Source organism: Methanobrevibacter sp., from assembly GCF_017940815.1.
In the GTDB taxonomy this organism is placed as follows: Archaea; Methanobacteriota; Methanobacteria; order Methanobacteriales; family Methanobacteriaceae; genus Methanocatella.
Window position 1 is genome coordinate 1 of sequence record NZ_JAGAXX010000050.1, and the last position, 15,985, is coordinate 15,985.

Annotated in this window: 19 protein-coding genes; 4 read left to right on the forward strand and 15 right to left on the reverse strand. The window is 37.1% G+C overall.

Annotation, left to right across the window (positions count from 1 at the left end):
- Window positions 1–128 precede the first annotated feature (128 nt).
- From ILA26_RS06245 to ILA26_RS06260, 4 genes are all read right to left on the reverse strand, one after another.
- Window positions 129–1,151: a LytS/YhcK type 5TM receptor domain-containing protein gene (locus ILA26_RS06245; protein ID WP_292895442.1), complete on the reverse strand. Its 1,023-nt coding sequence runs from the start codon at window positions 1,149–1,151 to the stop codon at window positions 129–131.
- A 47-nt stretch (window positions 1,152–1,198) separates the two neighbouring features.
- On the reverse strand, window positions 1,199–2,182 hold the full coding sequence (locus ILA26_RS06250; RefSeq protein ID WP_292895444.1) for a beta-ribofuranosylaminobenzene 5'-phosphate synthase: 984 nt from the start codon (window positions 2,180–2,182) through the stop codon (window positions 1,199–1,201).
- An 86-nt stretch (window positions 2,183–2,268) separates the two neighbouring features.
- Window positions 2,269–2,922, reverse strand: coding sequence for an adhesin (locus ILA26_RS06255; protein ID WP_292895446.1), 654 nt, complete (start codon window positions 2,920–2,922; stop codon window positions 2,269–2,271).
- Between the two features lie 39 nt (window positions 2,923–2,961).
- On the reverse strand, window positions 2,962–3,462 hold the full coding sequence (locus ILA26_RS06260) for a ferritin (protein WP_292895448.1): 501 nt from the start codon (window positions 3,460–3,462) through the stop codon (window positions 2,962–2,964).
- Between the two features lie 94 nt (window positions 3,463–3,556).
- Here ILA26_RS06260 and nudC point away from each other — a divergent pair, with 94 nt between their 5' ends.
- Window positions 3,557–4,351, forward strand: coding sequence for an NAD(+) diphosphatase (gene nudC, locus ILA26_RS06265; RefSeq protein ID WP_292895450.1), 795 nt, complete (start codon window positions 3,557–3,559; stop codon window positions 4,349–4,351).
- Here nudC and ILA26_RS06270 read toward each other — a convergent pair.
- Window positions 4,335–4,874: a hypothetical protein gene (locus tag ILA26_RS06270; RefSeq protein WP_292895452.1), complete on the reverse strand. Its 540-nt coding sequence runs from the start codon at window positions 4,872–4,874 to the stop codon at window positions 4,335–4,337. The two genes, nudC and ILA26_RS06270, sit on opposite strands and share 17 nt — an antisense overlap.
- Window positions 4,875–5,064: 190 nt before the next feature.
- Here ILA26_RS06270 and ILA26_RS06275 point away from each other — a divergent pair, with 190 nt between their 5' ends.
- The gene (locus ILA26_RS06275; protein ID WP_292895454.1) at window positions 5,065–5,733 is read left to right on the forward strand and encodes a hypothetical protein; all 669 of its coding nucleotides are present in this window, start codon (window positions 5,065–5,067) and stop codon (window positions 5,731–5,733) included.
- 25 nt (window positions 5,734–5,758) lie between these two features.
- On the opposite strand, the gene ILA26_RS06280 is transcribed toward ILA26_RS06275, so the two are convergent.
- The 3 genes from ILA26_RS06280 to ILA26_RS06290 are packed head-to-tail and all read right to left on the reverse strand — an operon-like array spanning window position 5,759 to window position 9,458.
- A complete protein-coding gene (locus tag ILA26_RS06280) occupies window positions 5,759–7,732 on the reverse strand; it encodes a phage holin family protein (RefSeq protein ID WP_292895456.1) in 1,974 nt (657 codons plus the stop codon).
- A 57-nt stretch (window positions 7,733–7,789) separates the two neighbouring features.
- Window positions 7,790–8,953: a MalY/PatB family protein gene (locus ILA26_RS06285; protein WP_292895458.1), complete on the reverse strand. Its 1,164-nt coding sequence runs from the start codon at window positions 8,951–8,953 to the stop codon at window positions 7,790–7,792.
- On the reverse strand, window positions 8,940–9,458 hold the full coding sequence (locus ILA26_RS06290; protein WP_292895460.1) for a nitroreductase family protein: 519 nt from the start codon (window positions 9,456–9,458) through the stop codon (window positions 8,940–8,942). The genes ILA26_RS06285 and ILA26_RS06290 overlap by 14 nt, the downstream gene beginning before the upstream one ends.
- A gap of 60 nt (window positions 9,459–9,518) precedes the next feature.
- Here ILA26_RS06290 and ILA26_RS06295 point away from each other — a divergent pair, with 60 nt between their 5' ends.
- A complete protein-coding gene (locus tag ILA26_RS06295) occupies window positions 9,519–10,007 on the forward strand; it encodes a DUF308 domain-containing protein (protein ID WP_292895462.1) in 489 nt (162 codons plus the stop codon).
- Window positions 10,008–10,194: 187 nt separating this feature from the next.
- On the opposite strand, the gene ILA26_RS06300 is transcribed toward ILA26_RS06295, so the two are convergent.
- The 6 genes from ILA26_RS06300 to ILA26_RS06325 all read right to left on the reverse strand — a co-directional run bounded on the left by ILA26_RS06300 (window position 10,195) and on the right by ILA26_RS06325 (window position 13,828).
- Window positions 10,195–10,977: a hypothetical protein gene (locus tag ILA26_RS06300; protein WP_292895464.1), complete on the reverse strand. Its 783-nt coding sequence runs from the start codon at window positions 10,975–10,977 to the stop codon at window positions 10,195–10,197.
- 130 nt (window positions 10,978–11,107) lie between these two features.
- Window positions 11,108–11,713, reverse strand: a complete 606-nt coding sequence (locus ILA26_RS06305) for a flavodoxin family protein (protein WP_292895466.1) — start codon at window positions 11,711–11,713, stop codon at window positions 11,108–11,110.
- A complete protein-coding gene (locus tag ILA26_RS06310) occupies window positions 11,710–12,342 on the reverse strand; it encodes a flavodoxin family protein (RefSeq protein ID WP_292895468.1) in 633 nt (210 codons plus the stop codon). The genes ILA26_RS06305 and ILA26_RS06310 overlap by 4 nt, the downstream gene beginning before the upstream one ends.
- Window positions 12,339–12,971, reverse strand: a complete 633-nt coding sequence (locus ILA26_RS06315) for a flavodoxin family protein (RefSeq protein ID WP_292895470.1) — start codon at window positions 12,969–12,971, stop codon at window positions 12,339–12,341. The genes ILA26_RS06310 and ILA26_RS06315 overlap by 4 nt, the downstream gene beginning before the upstream one ends.
- Window positions 12,972–13,071: 100 nt before the next feature.
- Window positions 13,072–13,512, reverse strand: coding sequence for a hypothetical protein (locus ILA26_RS06320; RefSeq protein WP_292895472.1), 441 nt, complete (start codon window positions 13,510–13,512; stop codon window positions 13,072–13,074).
- On the reverse strand, window positions 13,505–13,828 hold the full coding sequence (locus ILA26_RS06325; RefSeq protein ID WP_292895474.1) for a hypothetical protein: 324 nt from the start codon (window positions 13,826–13,828) through the stop codon (window positions 13,505–13,507). Before ILA26_RS06325 ends, ILA26_RS06320 begins: the two co-directional genes overlap by 8 nt.
- On the opposite strand from ILA26_RS06325, the gene ILA26_RS06330 reads away from it, so the two are divergent.
- Window positions 13,809–14,288: a hypothetical protein gene (locus ILA26_RS06330; protein WP_292895476.1), complete on the forward strand. Its 480-nt coding sequence runs from the start codon at window positions 13,809–13,811 to the stop codon at window positions 14,286–14,288. The genes ILA26_RS06325 and ILA26_RS06330 overlap by 20 nt on opposite strands.
- A 52-nt stretch (window positions 14,289–14,340) precedes the next feature.
- Here ILA26_RS06330 and serS read toward each other — a convergent pair whose 3' ends face one another.
- On the reverse strand, window positions 14,341–15,621 hold the full coding sequence (serS, locus tag ILA26_RS06335) for a serine--tRNA ligase (protein ID WP_292895478.1): 1,281 nt from the start codon (window positions 15,619–15,621) through the stop codon (window positions 14,341–14,343).
- Between the last annotated feature and the right edge of the window lie 364 nt (window positions 15,622–15,985).

Sequence of the window (15,985 nt, forward strand, 5' to 3'; positions counted from 1 at the left end):
TAAAACATTATTATCTTGAATCAAAAGAATTTCTGCAAGAATTAACTATAAAAACATATAATGAATCAATTTCAGGAACCAAAGTTTATGATAAATGGCTCGAAACATATATACCAAAAGTTTGGTAATTAACTATAATATAAATCATTTTTGTTTTTTAAAATCTCGATATCCTCTTCCAGCTGGTCAATCTTATTTTGATACTCATCCAGAGTGTTTTCAAATTCATTCAATCTCAATTCTTCATAGCTATGTGCATCATGCTTATTCTCTTTAATAATCATCAAGAATAGAACCATACCAAAAACGGAACCGAATACCATTAAAGGATATATGGCATTGACATATCCAATTGAAATTGATGGAGGAGTCAAAACAACTATAAGCATCATTTCAAATCCAATATATAAAAACATCAGGATAGCAGCTGCAAAACCTTTTATGAATCTCTTTCTATTGGCAACATAAATCATACTTCCAAGAACTCCCGCAATGACTGTTGCCAACGAACAAGGAAATGCAGTGTTTCCACCTTGAATAAATCGGAACCCTCCAGCAATTAAACCGGCAGGAATTCCAACAACCGGCCCTCCAAATAAACCTGCAATCATTATTACCATGTTTCTGACATTTGCCATCGAATCATGAACTGGAATGTAATATACTGAAGATATACAGCCCAAAATTGCGAAAATTACTAGAGCAACCAGCAAGTCCTTTTTGGTGGCATTTCCCTTCAAAATGTTTTTAAAGGATTTTGTTTTAGATGCAATAAGCAGCAGTATCAACATTACTGACACTACCCTGAACATTCCTAAAAAAGGCCTAATGAATTCTCCAGCATGGGCACTTTGATTAAAATAGGACAGGATTATACTGAATACCCCAAGGATAATCAGGTAGCTTATCTCATAAATCGAGCTGTCACCCAGATTTCTAAATTGGGGAAGTCTTGTTGAAATAAACCCTAAGATAATTAACGCTGAAATCATTGAAAAGACATAATTCATAAAGCCAAAAGATATATGGAACTCATGATTTTGAATATAGTAATTAACCAAAGATGCAACCAGTATGATGTTTGAAACCAGCAAAACGAAAAATATGGTCACTATAAAAATACTACTCTTATTCAAACTTTGTTTAGGCATTTCCAATCTTCCCAATAATTTACAATTAAAATTTAAAAAAAGGAAAGTTATTTTTCAATAACGAATCCATGGTTTTGAGCCTTGGTGACAAACACTGTTCCTTTGTCTCCAATGATCTCTTTAGTTTTTTCTACAATATCTGCGTTGGACTCATCGAACATTGTGTATAGAACCGGTCCGAATGAGGAGATTCCAACACCATACGCTCCAGCCTTTTCAATAGCCTGCATGATAGGCAAGTAGCTGTCGTCAAGTGAATGCTCCAACTTGTTGAAACCAACCTTTTGGAGTTTGCTTACTGCCCAACCGAAGTTCTTGATGTCCTTTTCAAGCATGAAAGGCACAAGGTTCATCAATATCAAGTGGGAAACTTGTTCAACTTCCTCTTTTGGAATAGGACAATAGGTTTGGAAAACATCCACCTCATCATCACCCTCAACGTGCTTCTCGATTTCAGGGATTGCAATAAGGATGTTCCAGTCTTCCGGGAACTCATATCTTGCAATAAGTGTTGCAGGTTTTGCCTGTGATGCACCTGACGGCAAGAATAAAGGTTTTTCCTCTTTGCTGTGACCTCCGTCAAGGATGAATCCCCCTAAATCATGAGTGTATGTTCCAATACCGGAAGTTCCTCCCCTTCCGACAATGCTACTTAATTCCCTGCTTTCAATTTCAATGCCCATTGTTTCGGTAATCAAGTGAGCGGTTGAAACAGCAATTTGTGTTCCGCTTCCAAAACCGGAATGCGGAGGGTATGTGTTATGAACAATAAACTTAAAACCAGAATCTATATCAAAATAATCTATAGTTTTTTTAGCCGCATCAGGAATCTTTTCCTTACATTCCTCAATAGCTTCCTCATCAGTTACAGTTTCAGCAAATTCCAGTTCGATTCCACTGTCAATTTGCTCAATCTCCAATACAAATTGTGGATCAGCTAATGCTAGACCAATACCACCATCGACTCTTCTATATGACCCGTTCAAATCAATAAGGGACATATGTATTCTTGAAGGTGCTCTAATTATCATTTTTTCACGTCCATTAAATAATATCTTATTTATTTATGTATGTGAAAGTATAATAATGTTTTGTTTTATTTTAAAGAAAAAAAGAGTTAAATAAAATTTATGCCATCGACAGTGACAATAAGCTTTTCAGCCAAATCCAATGTAAAATCAAAGTCCTCTGATGAATAGCATTCATAAACCAGTGTTGGAATGCCTGCTTTTGCAGTAGGTTCAGTTATGAATGGTGGGCTTGACCTGAATTCCGGCGCATAATAGACTATATCATCTATTGAATCGATAATCTCGTTCATATATCCTGAAGACACATCGTCAAATCCTGGCGCAAACACAAAATTGGTGATCTTATACTCACCAGGACCGTTAGCTCCACGGTTGGAGTGAATGTCCAGGAACAAGTCATATTCCTTGCCAATGATGTCATCCCTTATGAACTCCTGAGCAAGCTTTTGTCCTTCCAGGCGCCCTTCGGTTTCGGATTCCTTATCCAAAACATCAATGTTATACAAGTAATAGCAATATTTCAAATCACTTTTAGATGTTAATTTTTCAAACAATGCCCTGTGGGACTTGCTTTCAAGAGGATGCATACCAATAACGTAGGCTATCTGGACATCTGAGTCCGAATTGCCAAAAGGACCATGAATGTGCACACTGCCTAATTCATTTTCTCCCAATAATGTTGAATCATATTCCTTTGAGTTGACCTGGGCCACACTTGTAGGCTCTTTCGGATAATCCATATTAACACCTAAAAAAAATAAGTAAGGACTAGAATGAATCTAGTCTTCGGAAGGTGCACGTGCACCTAATTCTTTGTTTAATTCGTACATCAATCTGTTGTCGCCTTCAGCGAATTTGATTTTTGCAACTAATTCCATAGCGTTTTCTTCTTCTTCAACTTGTTCTTCAACAAACCATTGTAAGAAGTTGTTGGTTGCATGGTCTTTTTCTTCAATAGCCAAGTCAACTAAGTCGTTGATGAGACCAGATACCATTTTTTCATGTTCCAATACATGTTCGAATGCTGCTGCTGGAGAATCCCATTCGGTTTGAGGTCCTTCGATTGTGGATAATGTTACGGAAGCTCCTCTTCTGATGATGTAGTCATAGAATTTCATTCCGTGTTCTAATTCTTCTTCAGCTTGAACTCTCATCCATCCAGCGAATCCTGGTAAGTCTTCATCTTCAAAGTAGGATGCCATGGATAAGTATAAGTATCCTGAGTAAATTTCAGCGTTTAATTGGCCGTTTAATGCTTTTTCCATATTTTCTGATACCATTTATATCACCAATATATCTTTTGTCTGTAATTTCATATAAATTTTAAGTAACCATCACATAACTTAATTAGATTATTAAAACAAAATAGAAATCATGATAGAAAAATCTCTTTATGAAAACTACGAAATTTCCTTTAGCGACAACATTGCACCAGATACTGATGATTACCTGTTTATTTTCAACAATGAAAGAGAACTATTTCTGACTGAAGATAAAAAACTTCCAAAAAACCTTGACGAGTTTGATGCTGACTTTTGCCTGTTCATTGGAACATACAACGGAACAAAATCATTCGTCGTTAATGTTGATGGTGAGGATTCATTCTATCCTTTGCAGGAAGTTTACGAATTCAATCATGACCTGTATCATATTGCTGGAAAGGCCGTGCTTGTAAGAGATTGGTATATATCACACAGGTTTTGCGGAAGATGTGGAGTGGAGACTCAATTAGATGAAAAGGACATGATGTTAAAATGCCCTTCATGCGGTCAAGTGCATTATCCTCGTATCGCTCCTGCAATTATAGTGGCCATTAGAAAAGATGACGAATTGCTCATGGCCAAGCACAGCTACCATGACAACATAAGGTATGCCCTGATAGCAGGATTTGTCGAACCTGGCGAGACAATAGAGGAAGCAGTCCACAGGGAAGTCCTTGAGGAAGTGGGAGTGAAAATCAAGAACCTTAAATACCAAAGAAGCCAATCATGGCCGTTTCCAAATTCACTGATGCTTGGATTCACAGCAGAATACGATTCAGGAGACATAAAGGTTGATGGCGATGAGATACTCAAGGCAAAATGGTTTAAAAAAGAAGATATAATCAGATATGGCTCTGACATAAGCATATCCGATTGGCTGATTCAAAATTTCATTGATACAAACTAGAGTTGTCAACAATCAGGCTTTCATAGCCTTCAAAATTGACAATCTGACTTTTATATTCAGACCTGATGACTATGATATTAGAGGTTTGGTCCCTTGGAATGAAACAAATTGAATACCTGTTTATTATCACATGTTGAATGTTTGAGAATTCAATTCTGGATGTTTCACCGCCAGATTGCAGCTCAACAAAATCCTTTTCCATTATGAATTTGCTTGATGATGAATTGTTCCTGAACCTTGAAATGGTCTTCTTGATCATCAGATAGTACACCAATCCAAACACCGTTGCAATTGCAAATATGAAAATTACATATTTGTAATATGGATATGCAGGATCAATTATTTTCAATGCTGCAAATATTATCAGGAATATCACTGATATGCCTGTCAATAAAAGAGCCTTAAAGCTCAAAGGCCTGATTTTCATTCTGGGGTTTTTAATCAGCTTCTTGTAGTTTGACTGAATCCCCATGGCTTCATCATAATACTGTGAAGGTCCGACATTATCGATATTGATTTCCATAATAATCACTTAATTTTATATTACATATATCTTTCTATACAATATTCTAATTTTAAACATAATCATGATAAAAAAGTAAAATGATTATATCATAATTTAAAACATCTTTAGTTTTATATTTTATGAAGAACAACTTTAATATAATTGAAATGCATGAACACATGCATCACTAAAAAAAGGAATGTAACTCATGGACAATAAGAAGATAATTTTAATTGGAGTGATAATCTTAATTATCGCAGCGGCAGTGGCCTTCATAATATTAACCACAGTAAACTATGAAAGAATAGATATAACCCCAAACGGAACAAGCATTGATGTTCCGGCCAACCAGACAAAACATTTTGCAGACATCCAAGGTCTCGACGTTTGGAAATGGAACGACGGAATACTGGTCACATACAACAATCACGATGACCAAAACAACATAAAACTATCTGGAATGAGCTTCAAAGCGATGAAAGACCTGATAGAAAATGGAGATATGGAAAAAATTGATAACTTCACCTGCTACACAATAAATGCCGACGATTTATTGGAAATCCACATATTCGATGTCATCAAAGTGAATTACAACGGCAAGTTCTACTGCATCCCATTATCCAATGAAAGCACCTACGACAATCTCATAATCTGCTGTAAGGACAAGAACATGGCATTGCATATAGCACAATCCGTAGTATACAAAAAGGTGTATTCCAATGACGACACATTGGACCATGCAATCTCAACAGCTGAAAACATGACTGGAGATTTAAAATCAAAAGCAGAAGATTATGTGAATAACGTCAATCTAACCGAGGTCAAATCAACAATAGAGAATAAGGCTGGAGACTTGATGTCAAACGTTTCAATTTAGATTAGGGGAATTAAAAATTCCCTCACTAATCATCACCGCTATCTTTTAACCTCTTCAGATTATCCTTCAATATCCTGTAAATGCTTTCAGCACCTACAATTTCATCATCACTGACATCCCACTCTGAAGGGTATAGAATGAACGGCCTGGATTGGCTTCCACCAGCACCTCCATGACTTCCGACAAGCTCTTCAAAGGCACAGACCTCATCGTTTTCCTTATCATAGAAACTGTTAACCAAAATGTCTGGAGTGTACTTGAATGAACTGTTTCTCTTAAGGTGTCTGACAATATTCTTGCCGAACCCTTCAAGAGGATTTTCACCTTCAATCTCACCGGTATCCAAATGATATATACCATTCTTACCAATGGCCAAGTCTCCTTTTTCAGATGACCTTACAACGATAAAACCTATGTACTCATTGGCTATTATTCCAGGAATCAATTCCGGAAACATTCCGTTTATCTCCTCATAGGTCAGCCTGTGGGTCCATTGTGTCAGATAAATCATTGCAAGATTTCCTGAAGCAAGAACGATCACTTCTGAATCCCCGAGTTCCTCCATGTCCTGTTCATCTATCAAATCATCATTACTTTTTGAAAACGGAAGGAAAGACTCTGCATAGTGGTCCTGATTTGAGGACATCTTTGCAAACATTTTCATATCCCTTGGAAGCAGGGACTTTACGAAATCCTCAAATGACTGTCCATATCTCTGCTTGAATGTTGCACCGTTTGTTTGCCCGTGGTCTGACTGAATGACAAACTGGTATTTTCTAGGAATGTACTTGTTTGTTCCAATCAGACGTCTTATCTGCTTGTCCATACCCTTAAGGGCGTACCAGGAATCCTTATCACGTACTCCTGAATGGTGAGCGATCTCATCATAGCCCAAATAGGTGGAATATGCAACATCAACATCTCCAACCATCATGTCCCCAACCAATGTTGAGGTGTTGATTTCCCTCATGAACACATTTGTTGCACCTCTTACCGGAATGTAGGCAATTCCACGATGGATTCTTGGACGGATGTTTCTTATCCAATGTCCTAGCTGGGAAATAACCTCCAAAATCATCTCGCTTAAAAACAGAACGATTATACGTGCAAAGTTACTAGGATTGGAGAACACTGAAAACCATGCCCTGTTGTACAATTTTCTGAGGTTCATAATCTTACTGAATGTGAAGATAACGTTGTCGGTATCTCCTGAAAAAAGGTTTGACCTGCTTGCACCGTTATCCACAAGCAATCCGTCACCGTCTGAAATTCTTGATTCCAATGTTGTGACCATGGTCACACCGGAACATTGCATCATCTGATTGTTGTTTTCCTTTTCAATCCACCTGAATGCTGTGATGTCCTCATTGTTTCCATGCAGGATTCCTGCCTGGCTCGCACCTGTTTGTGATGACAAATCGGTCTCCCATTCCCTAAGGGTGTGAGTGTCCCCAATCATTGACTCTACTGTAGGCATCAATCCCTTGTCTATTGCCTCTTTCAAGACATCATATGCAAGCCCGTCAATCTCAACGATTATCAATCCAGGATAATTCTTTATTTCACTTTTTCTATTCTTTTCAGCATCCCTATAAATAGACCTGTAATATGACCCGTCATCTTCAATTGTCAATAATGATGAAAGGATTGTTGTCACCAATGCCATTGCCAATGGCGCTAAAATTACTGCAGGCCCACTGAGATGTATGTTGAAAAAGGGTCCAAAGAACTCCAATAGCAATCCGTTTAGAATCAATGTTCCAATACCGAATGTCAAAACAAGGAACGGCATCAATATCTTGGTGAGTATCGGCCATAAAATTGCATTGACTAAACTTAAACAAATTACAAAGAGTGCAATGTCTCCAAAATGGCTTAATGATATGCCCAAACCCAAATAGCCAATCAGATATATTCCTATAACGTTTCCAATGAATATTATCAAACTTCTTTTTAACGTAACACCAGGAGGTTTTTCAAATTTCCCAACGTATTTCATAGTATTCACCTACATCCTATATTAATTATCATTATATCAATTGTAGATTAAATAATTTCACCAATTATTTAGTATTGTCAATGCCATGACTCCTGCTTTCAGCTTGTCCAAACCTTTCTTAAGCAACTCTTGAGGACATGCAATGTTCATCCTAAGGAAATTATCACCGCATTGGCCAAAATCAATCCCTGCTGAGAGGAAGAGTCCCTGATTTGTCCTTAAAAATTCAGACAGCACCTTTGAAGAAACATTCAATTGTGAACAGTCAAGCCACAGCAGATATGTCGCATCGCACTCAACCAGCTTTATGACAGGAAGTTCCTCTTCAAGATAATCGCTGACAATACGTTTGTTTTCATAAAGAACTTCCCTTAACTCTTCCAGCCAGTCCTCTGACTCATTGTAGGCGGCAATTACTGCACTGGCTGCAAAAACATTGCATGAGTCTGAATTGTCAATGTGCATTTGAGTCTTTATCTTTTCCAATAGCTCACTGTTTGTTGTGTGGACTATTGAGCTTTGAAATCCTGCAATGTTGAATGACTTTGATGGCGAAAGGCATCTTATTACATTGTCTTGCGCTTCAAATGGATTGTATTTGACATCAGGATCTGTCAAGTCACAGTGAATCTCATCTGAAATCAAAATCACATCATGCTTAACGCAAAGCTCGCGAATCTTTTCCAAATCCTTCCTGGACCATATCTTTCCTATTGGATTGTGAGGATTGCACAGAATCATCATCCCGACCCTTGAGAGCTTATCGTCCAAATCATCGAAATCTATTGAATACTTGTCGTTTTCATAGATTAACTGGTTTTCAAGGACCTTACGGTTATTGTCCTCAATCACATAGTAGAACACATGATAAACAGGTGATTGAATAAGAATTTCATCACCGACATCTGTAAGGCACCTTATCATTGATGATATTGACGGCATGACTCCCATTGCATAGGCCATGTCATCACGAGACATTTTAAAATCATATCTCCTGTCCCACCAATCAACATATGATTCGAACAGCTCATCAGGAACGATTGAATATGCATAAACAGGATGGTCAGCTCTTTTCAGGATGGCTTCCTGGATTTTGGGAGCGGCCTTAAAGTCCATGTCAGCCACCCACATAGGAAGGTCATCATCGAAAAGATCCCACTTAAGGCAATTGGTGTCGTGCCTATCCACAACGCTTTGAAAATCGTATCTAGTATTTTTCATAGTGTATTCTTTCCTCGTCAAACTTGTCCATGAACTTGTTTTCCCAGCCTTCAGCAGGATATCCTATTGTTATGATACAGTAAGGCTTTGTTTGTGTAATGTCATCAATGCCTATGATTTCACCGATTGCCTTCATCCTTTCCTCTTCAGGAGCAACCCCATTCCATAGTGCACCCAAGCCAAGATTTACCGCTTCAAGCAACATGTTTTCAGCTGCAGCACCCATGTCCTGTTGCCATACAAGCTTGTAGAATGCCCTTTCAATGTTGGCCACAAGAACGATTGCAACAGGAGCGTTGGTAACTCTAGGCTTGATTTCACCAAGTTTTGCCAAGGTTTCCTTGTTTTTGACAACAACAAATTCCCATGGTTCAGCACCAAGCCTTGAACCTGGAGCCTGCATTCCAGCCTTTAGGATTTTTAATATATCCTCATCGCTGACTTCCTTGTCCTGATACTCGCGAATACTTCTTCTTGTATTGATTATTTCTTCAAAATCTGACATAATCTTAAATAACATTTTCATCATATATAAAAATTAGTTTAGTTAAATGGAGGTGAAAAAATGGGCATAAACAAAGGGGCAGGACTATTATCAGTAGTTCTCGGTTTGATTTTCATGCTGTTTCCAATGTTTTCGGCAGGACTGGTATCAGTGATTGTAGGTTTGAGTTTACTATTCTTAGGTATCTCCTCCGTTTTCATGGGAATCAACATGAGAAAAGAATATGAAAATATTTTTTCAATTATAGCTATAGCAATAGGGATTATAGCTATTATCTTTGGATTCTTGTTCGTATTCTATATCGATGCATTGTCATTCCTCATAGGAATTCAATTCTACCTTGTAGGGTTCATAATGATCATATTCGGTATTTCAGGACTTTTATCCAAAATGAGCCGTGTATCTACTTTTAGTTCAATCTTAGTATTGATAATGGGAATTATTACAATAGCCCTCGCAACATTTGCAATATCCGAGCCAATCTACATTGCAATCATAATAGGCGTTGTACTAATAATAGAAGGAGTCGCATTAATCATATCAAATTAAAGACTTGGTTAATCGAGATTTCTTTTCCAACCATCACCATAAAACACAAAAATCCATCACGTATAAAAATAGCTTTTAATTAACCAAGCCTTGGATTTCACAATCCAATTAGTATCTTGGTCATTAATTTTAATAAAAATAGTTAAAGTGCGACAATACGCCTTGTCACACTTCCAAAAAATATATATTATTCTTCAAAAAGAGAATCCGAGCTCTTATCAAAGGCAATATTGTTTTGACTGCAATATCTTTCAACTTCAGACAAGATCTCCTCGATGTCATCTTTTGAATATTCATTCTTGAAGTAGTATACGACCGGCTGTGCATTGGTATAGACAATAAATGATAGCACCTGATTGTCGAACACCATTACCTTTAAGGTATTGTACATCTGAATGTCGGCTATTATACTGTTTTGAGCCTTTCCGCATGGAATTTCATTACCGATTTCTTTCACTTCTGATTTGTCGTACTTTTGTTTTAATTTTAAGAGTTTGTCATCGTCGGTTAAAACACCATTATCAGGTTTTAAGTCGGCAAGTTTTTCCTTGAATAGTTTCGCATTGTGTAGCTTTTCCTGAATTTCTGCTAGTTCATTTTCCAATTGTATTTCCTCTTCGAGTAATGAATTTATGAAAGCCTCACTTCCATTGTTGAATTCTTCATACATCTCCAAAACGTCTCTTGGTGAGAGAATGGAGTTGTTCTTGAAAAATTCCTTTGTGTGAGGTTTCACGCGTATGCTCAATGGTTTTAGGTTTTGTTTCTTTCTTGGGTCATTTTCGAAAAATTCCTCTTTTAAGTCATGTCCCCTTTTGTATAGAGAATCCATTCTTTCATTGAAGATTTTCTCAAAGTCCTCACGGGACATGTCTTCAGGGAAATTGAGTTCAAATTCACCAGGAGTGTATGACCCCCCGAATCTTTCGTTTCCGAATATGAATTTTCGAGTTCTTTTTTGGTTTGTCATTGTATCACCTAAAATTTTGTATTACAATTTTAGTTTTTGTATACAATTAAATATTGTGCAAAGGTAGTATATAAATGTATTCATTTTTAAAAAATGTATACATAAAAAATTGAAAAAAAATAATGGCTGATTATTGGCTCAATTCAGCACCTATTTCAAAAATTCTTTCCAAATCACGTTCAAAATGTTCCTCTTTCAATTTCAACTCATCATCAGTTGATTTGGAATAAATGTTTTTGGAAGTGTTTTCAAAAGAGTCAATGACAACCTTACCGTTTAACATCTTAAGAATATCCTCAGACTGCTTCAGGTGAGGGCGAACTGACTCCTCAAAATAATCCTTGGAATAGTTAATGGTATAAAAAAGGCCCACATTGACCTTACCATTGAATGCATTGCCGACATCATATGAAACAATGCAAAAAATCAATCTTTCAAGAAATGCCATATAATGGCTGGTAGGCTGTGAAAAGAAAATCGGAGCTGCAACAAAAAGGCTGTCGGCATCCAATATCCTATCGATTAATGGAGAAATATCATCTCTCCAATAGCATTTGCAAGCCTTGCCTTCCTGTTTACAAATAAGACAGCTCATGCAGCCACATAAATCCATTTTGTACAAGTCAACATATTCAACATCAGCACCAACGGACTCAGCTCCTTTTGCTGCAGACTGTGCAAACTGCGCATTCTGGTTTTTCCTTTTGGGACCCGCATTGATTACAACGGTTTTCATTTGCTTAGCTCCGCGCCAATCTCAAATGCTTTTTCCAAATCCTTTGGGAACTGCAAGATCCACTGCTTTTCCTTCATCTCCTGTGAAAATCCTGCCATGTTGAACTTGGAGTAATCGCTGACCTGAATTGTATCGCAAACTGGATAGGTAACGATTTCACCGTTTAGAAATGAAAATAAATATTCACTGGTGGACAGGCTATCCTTCATTGACTGCTCATAGAACTCTAATGGAGCATTCATGGTATAAAATATTCCAACATTAACCTTTCCTGTGAAATAGCTGGAACCGTCATCATATGACATTATGCAGAAAATCAACCTTTCAAGCAATGCCCTGAACTCGCTTGTCGGCTGGCCAAAGTAGATTGGTGAGCCAATAAGCAGACAATCGGCATTCAGAATCTTGTCTATTACAGGTGTGAGATCATCTCTCCAGTAGCATTTTCCCTTTGTCTTTTCCTTTAGCTTACATGCAAGGCAACTCCTGCATCCCTTAAAGACCAAGTCATACAAGTTGAAGTATTCTGTTTCAGCTCCCACTGACTCTGCACCTTTTTGGGCGGACTGCAAAATCTCTGCAGTGTTCCATTTCTTTCTGGGACTGGCGTTGATTACAATTGTCTTCATTTTGATAGCTCCGCACCAATTTTAAAAGCAGCCTCTAAATCTATAGGGAATTGTTTTTCATGATTTAACTTTTTAGCGCCCTCATCAAAGGCAGCCATTTCATATTTTGAATAATCCTTAACCTGCAAGGTATTGAAAACAGGATATATTTTAACGTCCCCGTTAAGCATGTGGAACACTTGTGAAGAAGACTCAAGGTATTCCTTCATCATTGTTTCATAGTAATCCTCAGGGGCGTTCATTGTAAAGAAAAGTCCCACATCAACCTTGCCATCATAATATGAACTGTGGTCATTATAGGAAAGTATGCAAAATATTAATCTTTCAAGCAATGCCCTGTAATGGCTTGTTGGCTCTGAAAGGTAAATCGGAGAACCTATAAGCAGAGCATCCGCATCAAGAATCCTTTCAATCAAAGGTGACAGTTCGTCCTTCCAGTAGCATTTGCATCTGTCCTTGCCCTCTTTCTTACATATTAGACAGCTCATGCATCCATGCAAGTCAAGCTTGTACAAATCGACATATTCCACTTCTGCACCGACAGATTCCGCACCCTTTGCAGCCTCTTTCATGATTTGTGCAGTGTTCCATTTTCTCCTCGGACTGGCATTAATTACAACAGTTTTCATAAAATTCCCCAAAATATTGTTATAATTAATGTATATTTGATTAACAATATAATGATTATTATTATAAAACTAAAAAAAATAAGAAAAATAGGAAATAAACCTATTTTTTAACTTTTGCTGATTTGGTAACTGTGTACTGGTAAGTTGCACTATACTTGACGGTTTTGCCAACTTTCAATTTATTCAATAAAGGTTTTTTAATTGCAACTTTCGCAACACCCTTTTTGTTGGTTTTTGCCTTAAAGGTTTTTCCTTTGAACTTGAATGTTACCTTTTTGCCCTTGATTGCTTTTCCTTTTGGGGTTTTGATTTTTGCTTTCAAGACAACCTTCTTGGCGGATTTTTTAACAGCAACCTTATTAAGGGTTATGTATGAGGTTGGCTTTTTAACTGTAACATAGAAAGTCTTTGAGTAAAATTTGCTACCTGAATGGAAGTTTACAGTAACCTTGTGTTTTCCGGCACTCATGATAGGGAATTTCGCAACACCCACACCCTTTTTCATACTTATTGAAATGTCCGGGTACAAACCATCAACCAAAATGTCCGCATATTTTTTTTATTTTAGGTGAAGTGATTTTAACCTTGAATTCATGACCGTACTTAACAGTCTTTGGAGATACGCTTGCCTTAAACCCATTGGAGTTTTTGAAAACAACCACATCAAAGTCATGATTATATATGAATCCATTAGCTGCCTTGTACTCAATACGCAACATATGTTCGCCCACACTTAACTTAGGCAAGTTAACAAAACGGCTGGAGAAAGATCCTGACTTGATTTTTTTAAGCTTGTAGTCATACTCATCGTTTCCAACCTTTTCATAAATTACATATGTGCCCTTTGGAGCGTACATTACAACAGACTCCATAGTGCCGTTGATTTTGTACGGGTCAGTTTCATTGATATATCAGAAAAATAATAAGGACAAAATTAAATCAGCACTTCTGCTTAGAAATACAAACACCATCACATGGACATACATGAGAGGAAATAATGACCCTGACAGCTACTTTAATGCTGAAAAAAAGGTGTTCATACAAAAAATAGAAAATGCCCTCAATGAAAAATCATCAACAGCCATAACATCAATTGAGGAAATTGTCATGAACATCATGAAGGATGAGGAAATTGAAAGCATAGATGTGACAATCACAAATATTGATGAGATAATAACCATTACCCTGACTTATGAGGGAAAACTGATAAACCCAATCACCAGCGAAACCACAAGGGAAATGGATAAAATAGATGGTGATGCGGAATACAGTCCAATTTTAGGATATAATCGGGCATACATCAATGTGCCTATGTAATGCACCTTTAAAAAAAAAAGATTTTGTGGAGATATTACTCTCCATAATTTTATTATCTATTTTTAGCTTCGATAACAGTTTTTCCGTTCATGTAAGGGACTAACACTTCAGGAACCTTAACGCTACCATCAGCCTGTTGATAGTTTTCCAAGATACAGCACATTGTACGTTCTGTTGCAATAGCTGTACTGTTTAATGTGTGCAAGATTTGAGCATCTCCAGAACCTGCCCTACCTACACGAGTCTTGGTTTTTCTAGCCTGGTAGTCTTTACAGTTTGTACATGAAACCAATTCCCTGAATGCACCGGAACCTGGGAACCATGCTTCCAAATCGTATTTGATAGCTGCGTTGTCGTTCAATGCTGATGAAACGATAGCGATGATTTGGTAAGGAAGGCCTAGCTTTTGATAGATTCTTTCAGTGACTTCCATAAGATGGTCATGCTGGTTTCTTGAATCTTCAGGTGTTGAGTAGATGAACTGCTCGATTTTCTCGAACTGGTGAACCCTGAAAATACCTAATGTATCTTTTCCGTGGGAACCTGCCTCTTTTCTAAAGCAGGTGGATAATGCACAGTATCTTAAAGGCAAGTCTTCAGGATTGATGATTTCATCCCTGTGAAGAGCCGCAAGGGTTTGCTCTGCGGTTGCAATAAGGTACATGTCCTCATTTTCAACCTTGTATAAGGTCTCTTCAAACTCACCCAATTCGGAAGTTTCAGCTGCAACTTCACCTTTCACAAAGAATGGAGTCTGCATTGGGATGTATCCTTCAGCTTCTAGTTCTGAAAGTGCAAATTGAATCAATGCCAAGTTCAAGTGCAAAATATCACGTTTAAGGTAGTAGAATCTTGCCCCTGCGATTTGAGCTGCAGTCTCAAGGTCTGCACCGTCAATCTTGTTGATTAAATCAACGTGATTTAAGAGTTCAAAATCATGTTCAGGAATTTCACCGTAGGTTCTAACAACCACATTGTCGTCTTCAGTGTCTGAAATTGGCACGTCATCATCGATGATGTTTCCTACCTTGTATCTGTAGTCATCCCTGAGCTTGAGGTATTCGGCATTCTTTGCAGTCAATTCCTTGATTTCCGCTGCAACCTCTTTGGATCTTGCAATAACCTCGTCCAAATTGCCTTCTTCTTTTGCCTTTTTGAATGATTTTGATAATTTGTTTTTCTCAGACCTTAAGGAGTTGAGTTTTCTTTCGCCTTCTCTCCATAAGGTGTCATATTCGATTACCTTTTCGACATTCTCAGTGTCTCTAAATCTTTTCTTTTCAGAGTCTATGATTAGTTCTGGATTTTCTCTGAATAATTTTATATCTAACAATTTTTGTCCCCTAAAATATTTATACAATATTAATTTAGTTTCTTTTGTTTTTTAAATGTAATGATTAATTAATGAAAAAAGTGTTTTGTATAATATTTAGGAATATATCAAAAAAATAGATTTTTAAAATGAATAAGGATAAATTTGAAAACAAATTTTGACGCATCCTCATTCAATATACAAATTTGGCCGGCATTATGCAGTCCACATCTAAAAGATGTTATTTTATCTTAATAATGCAAGAATACCACAACTTCTGTAAGTTGTGGATGAATTGTAAGTTGGGTATGCTATTTTTTTATTAATTTTTAAATAGTTATTTTCTTATAATAATTATTATGAGCAGTAATTTAAATAGGAATCA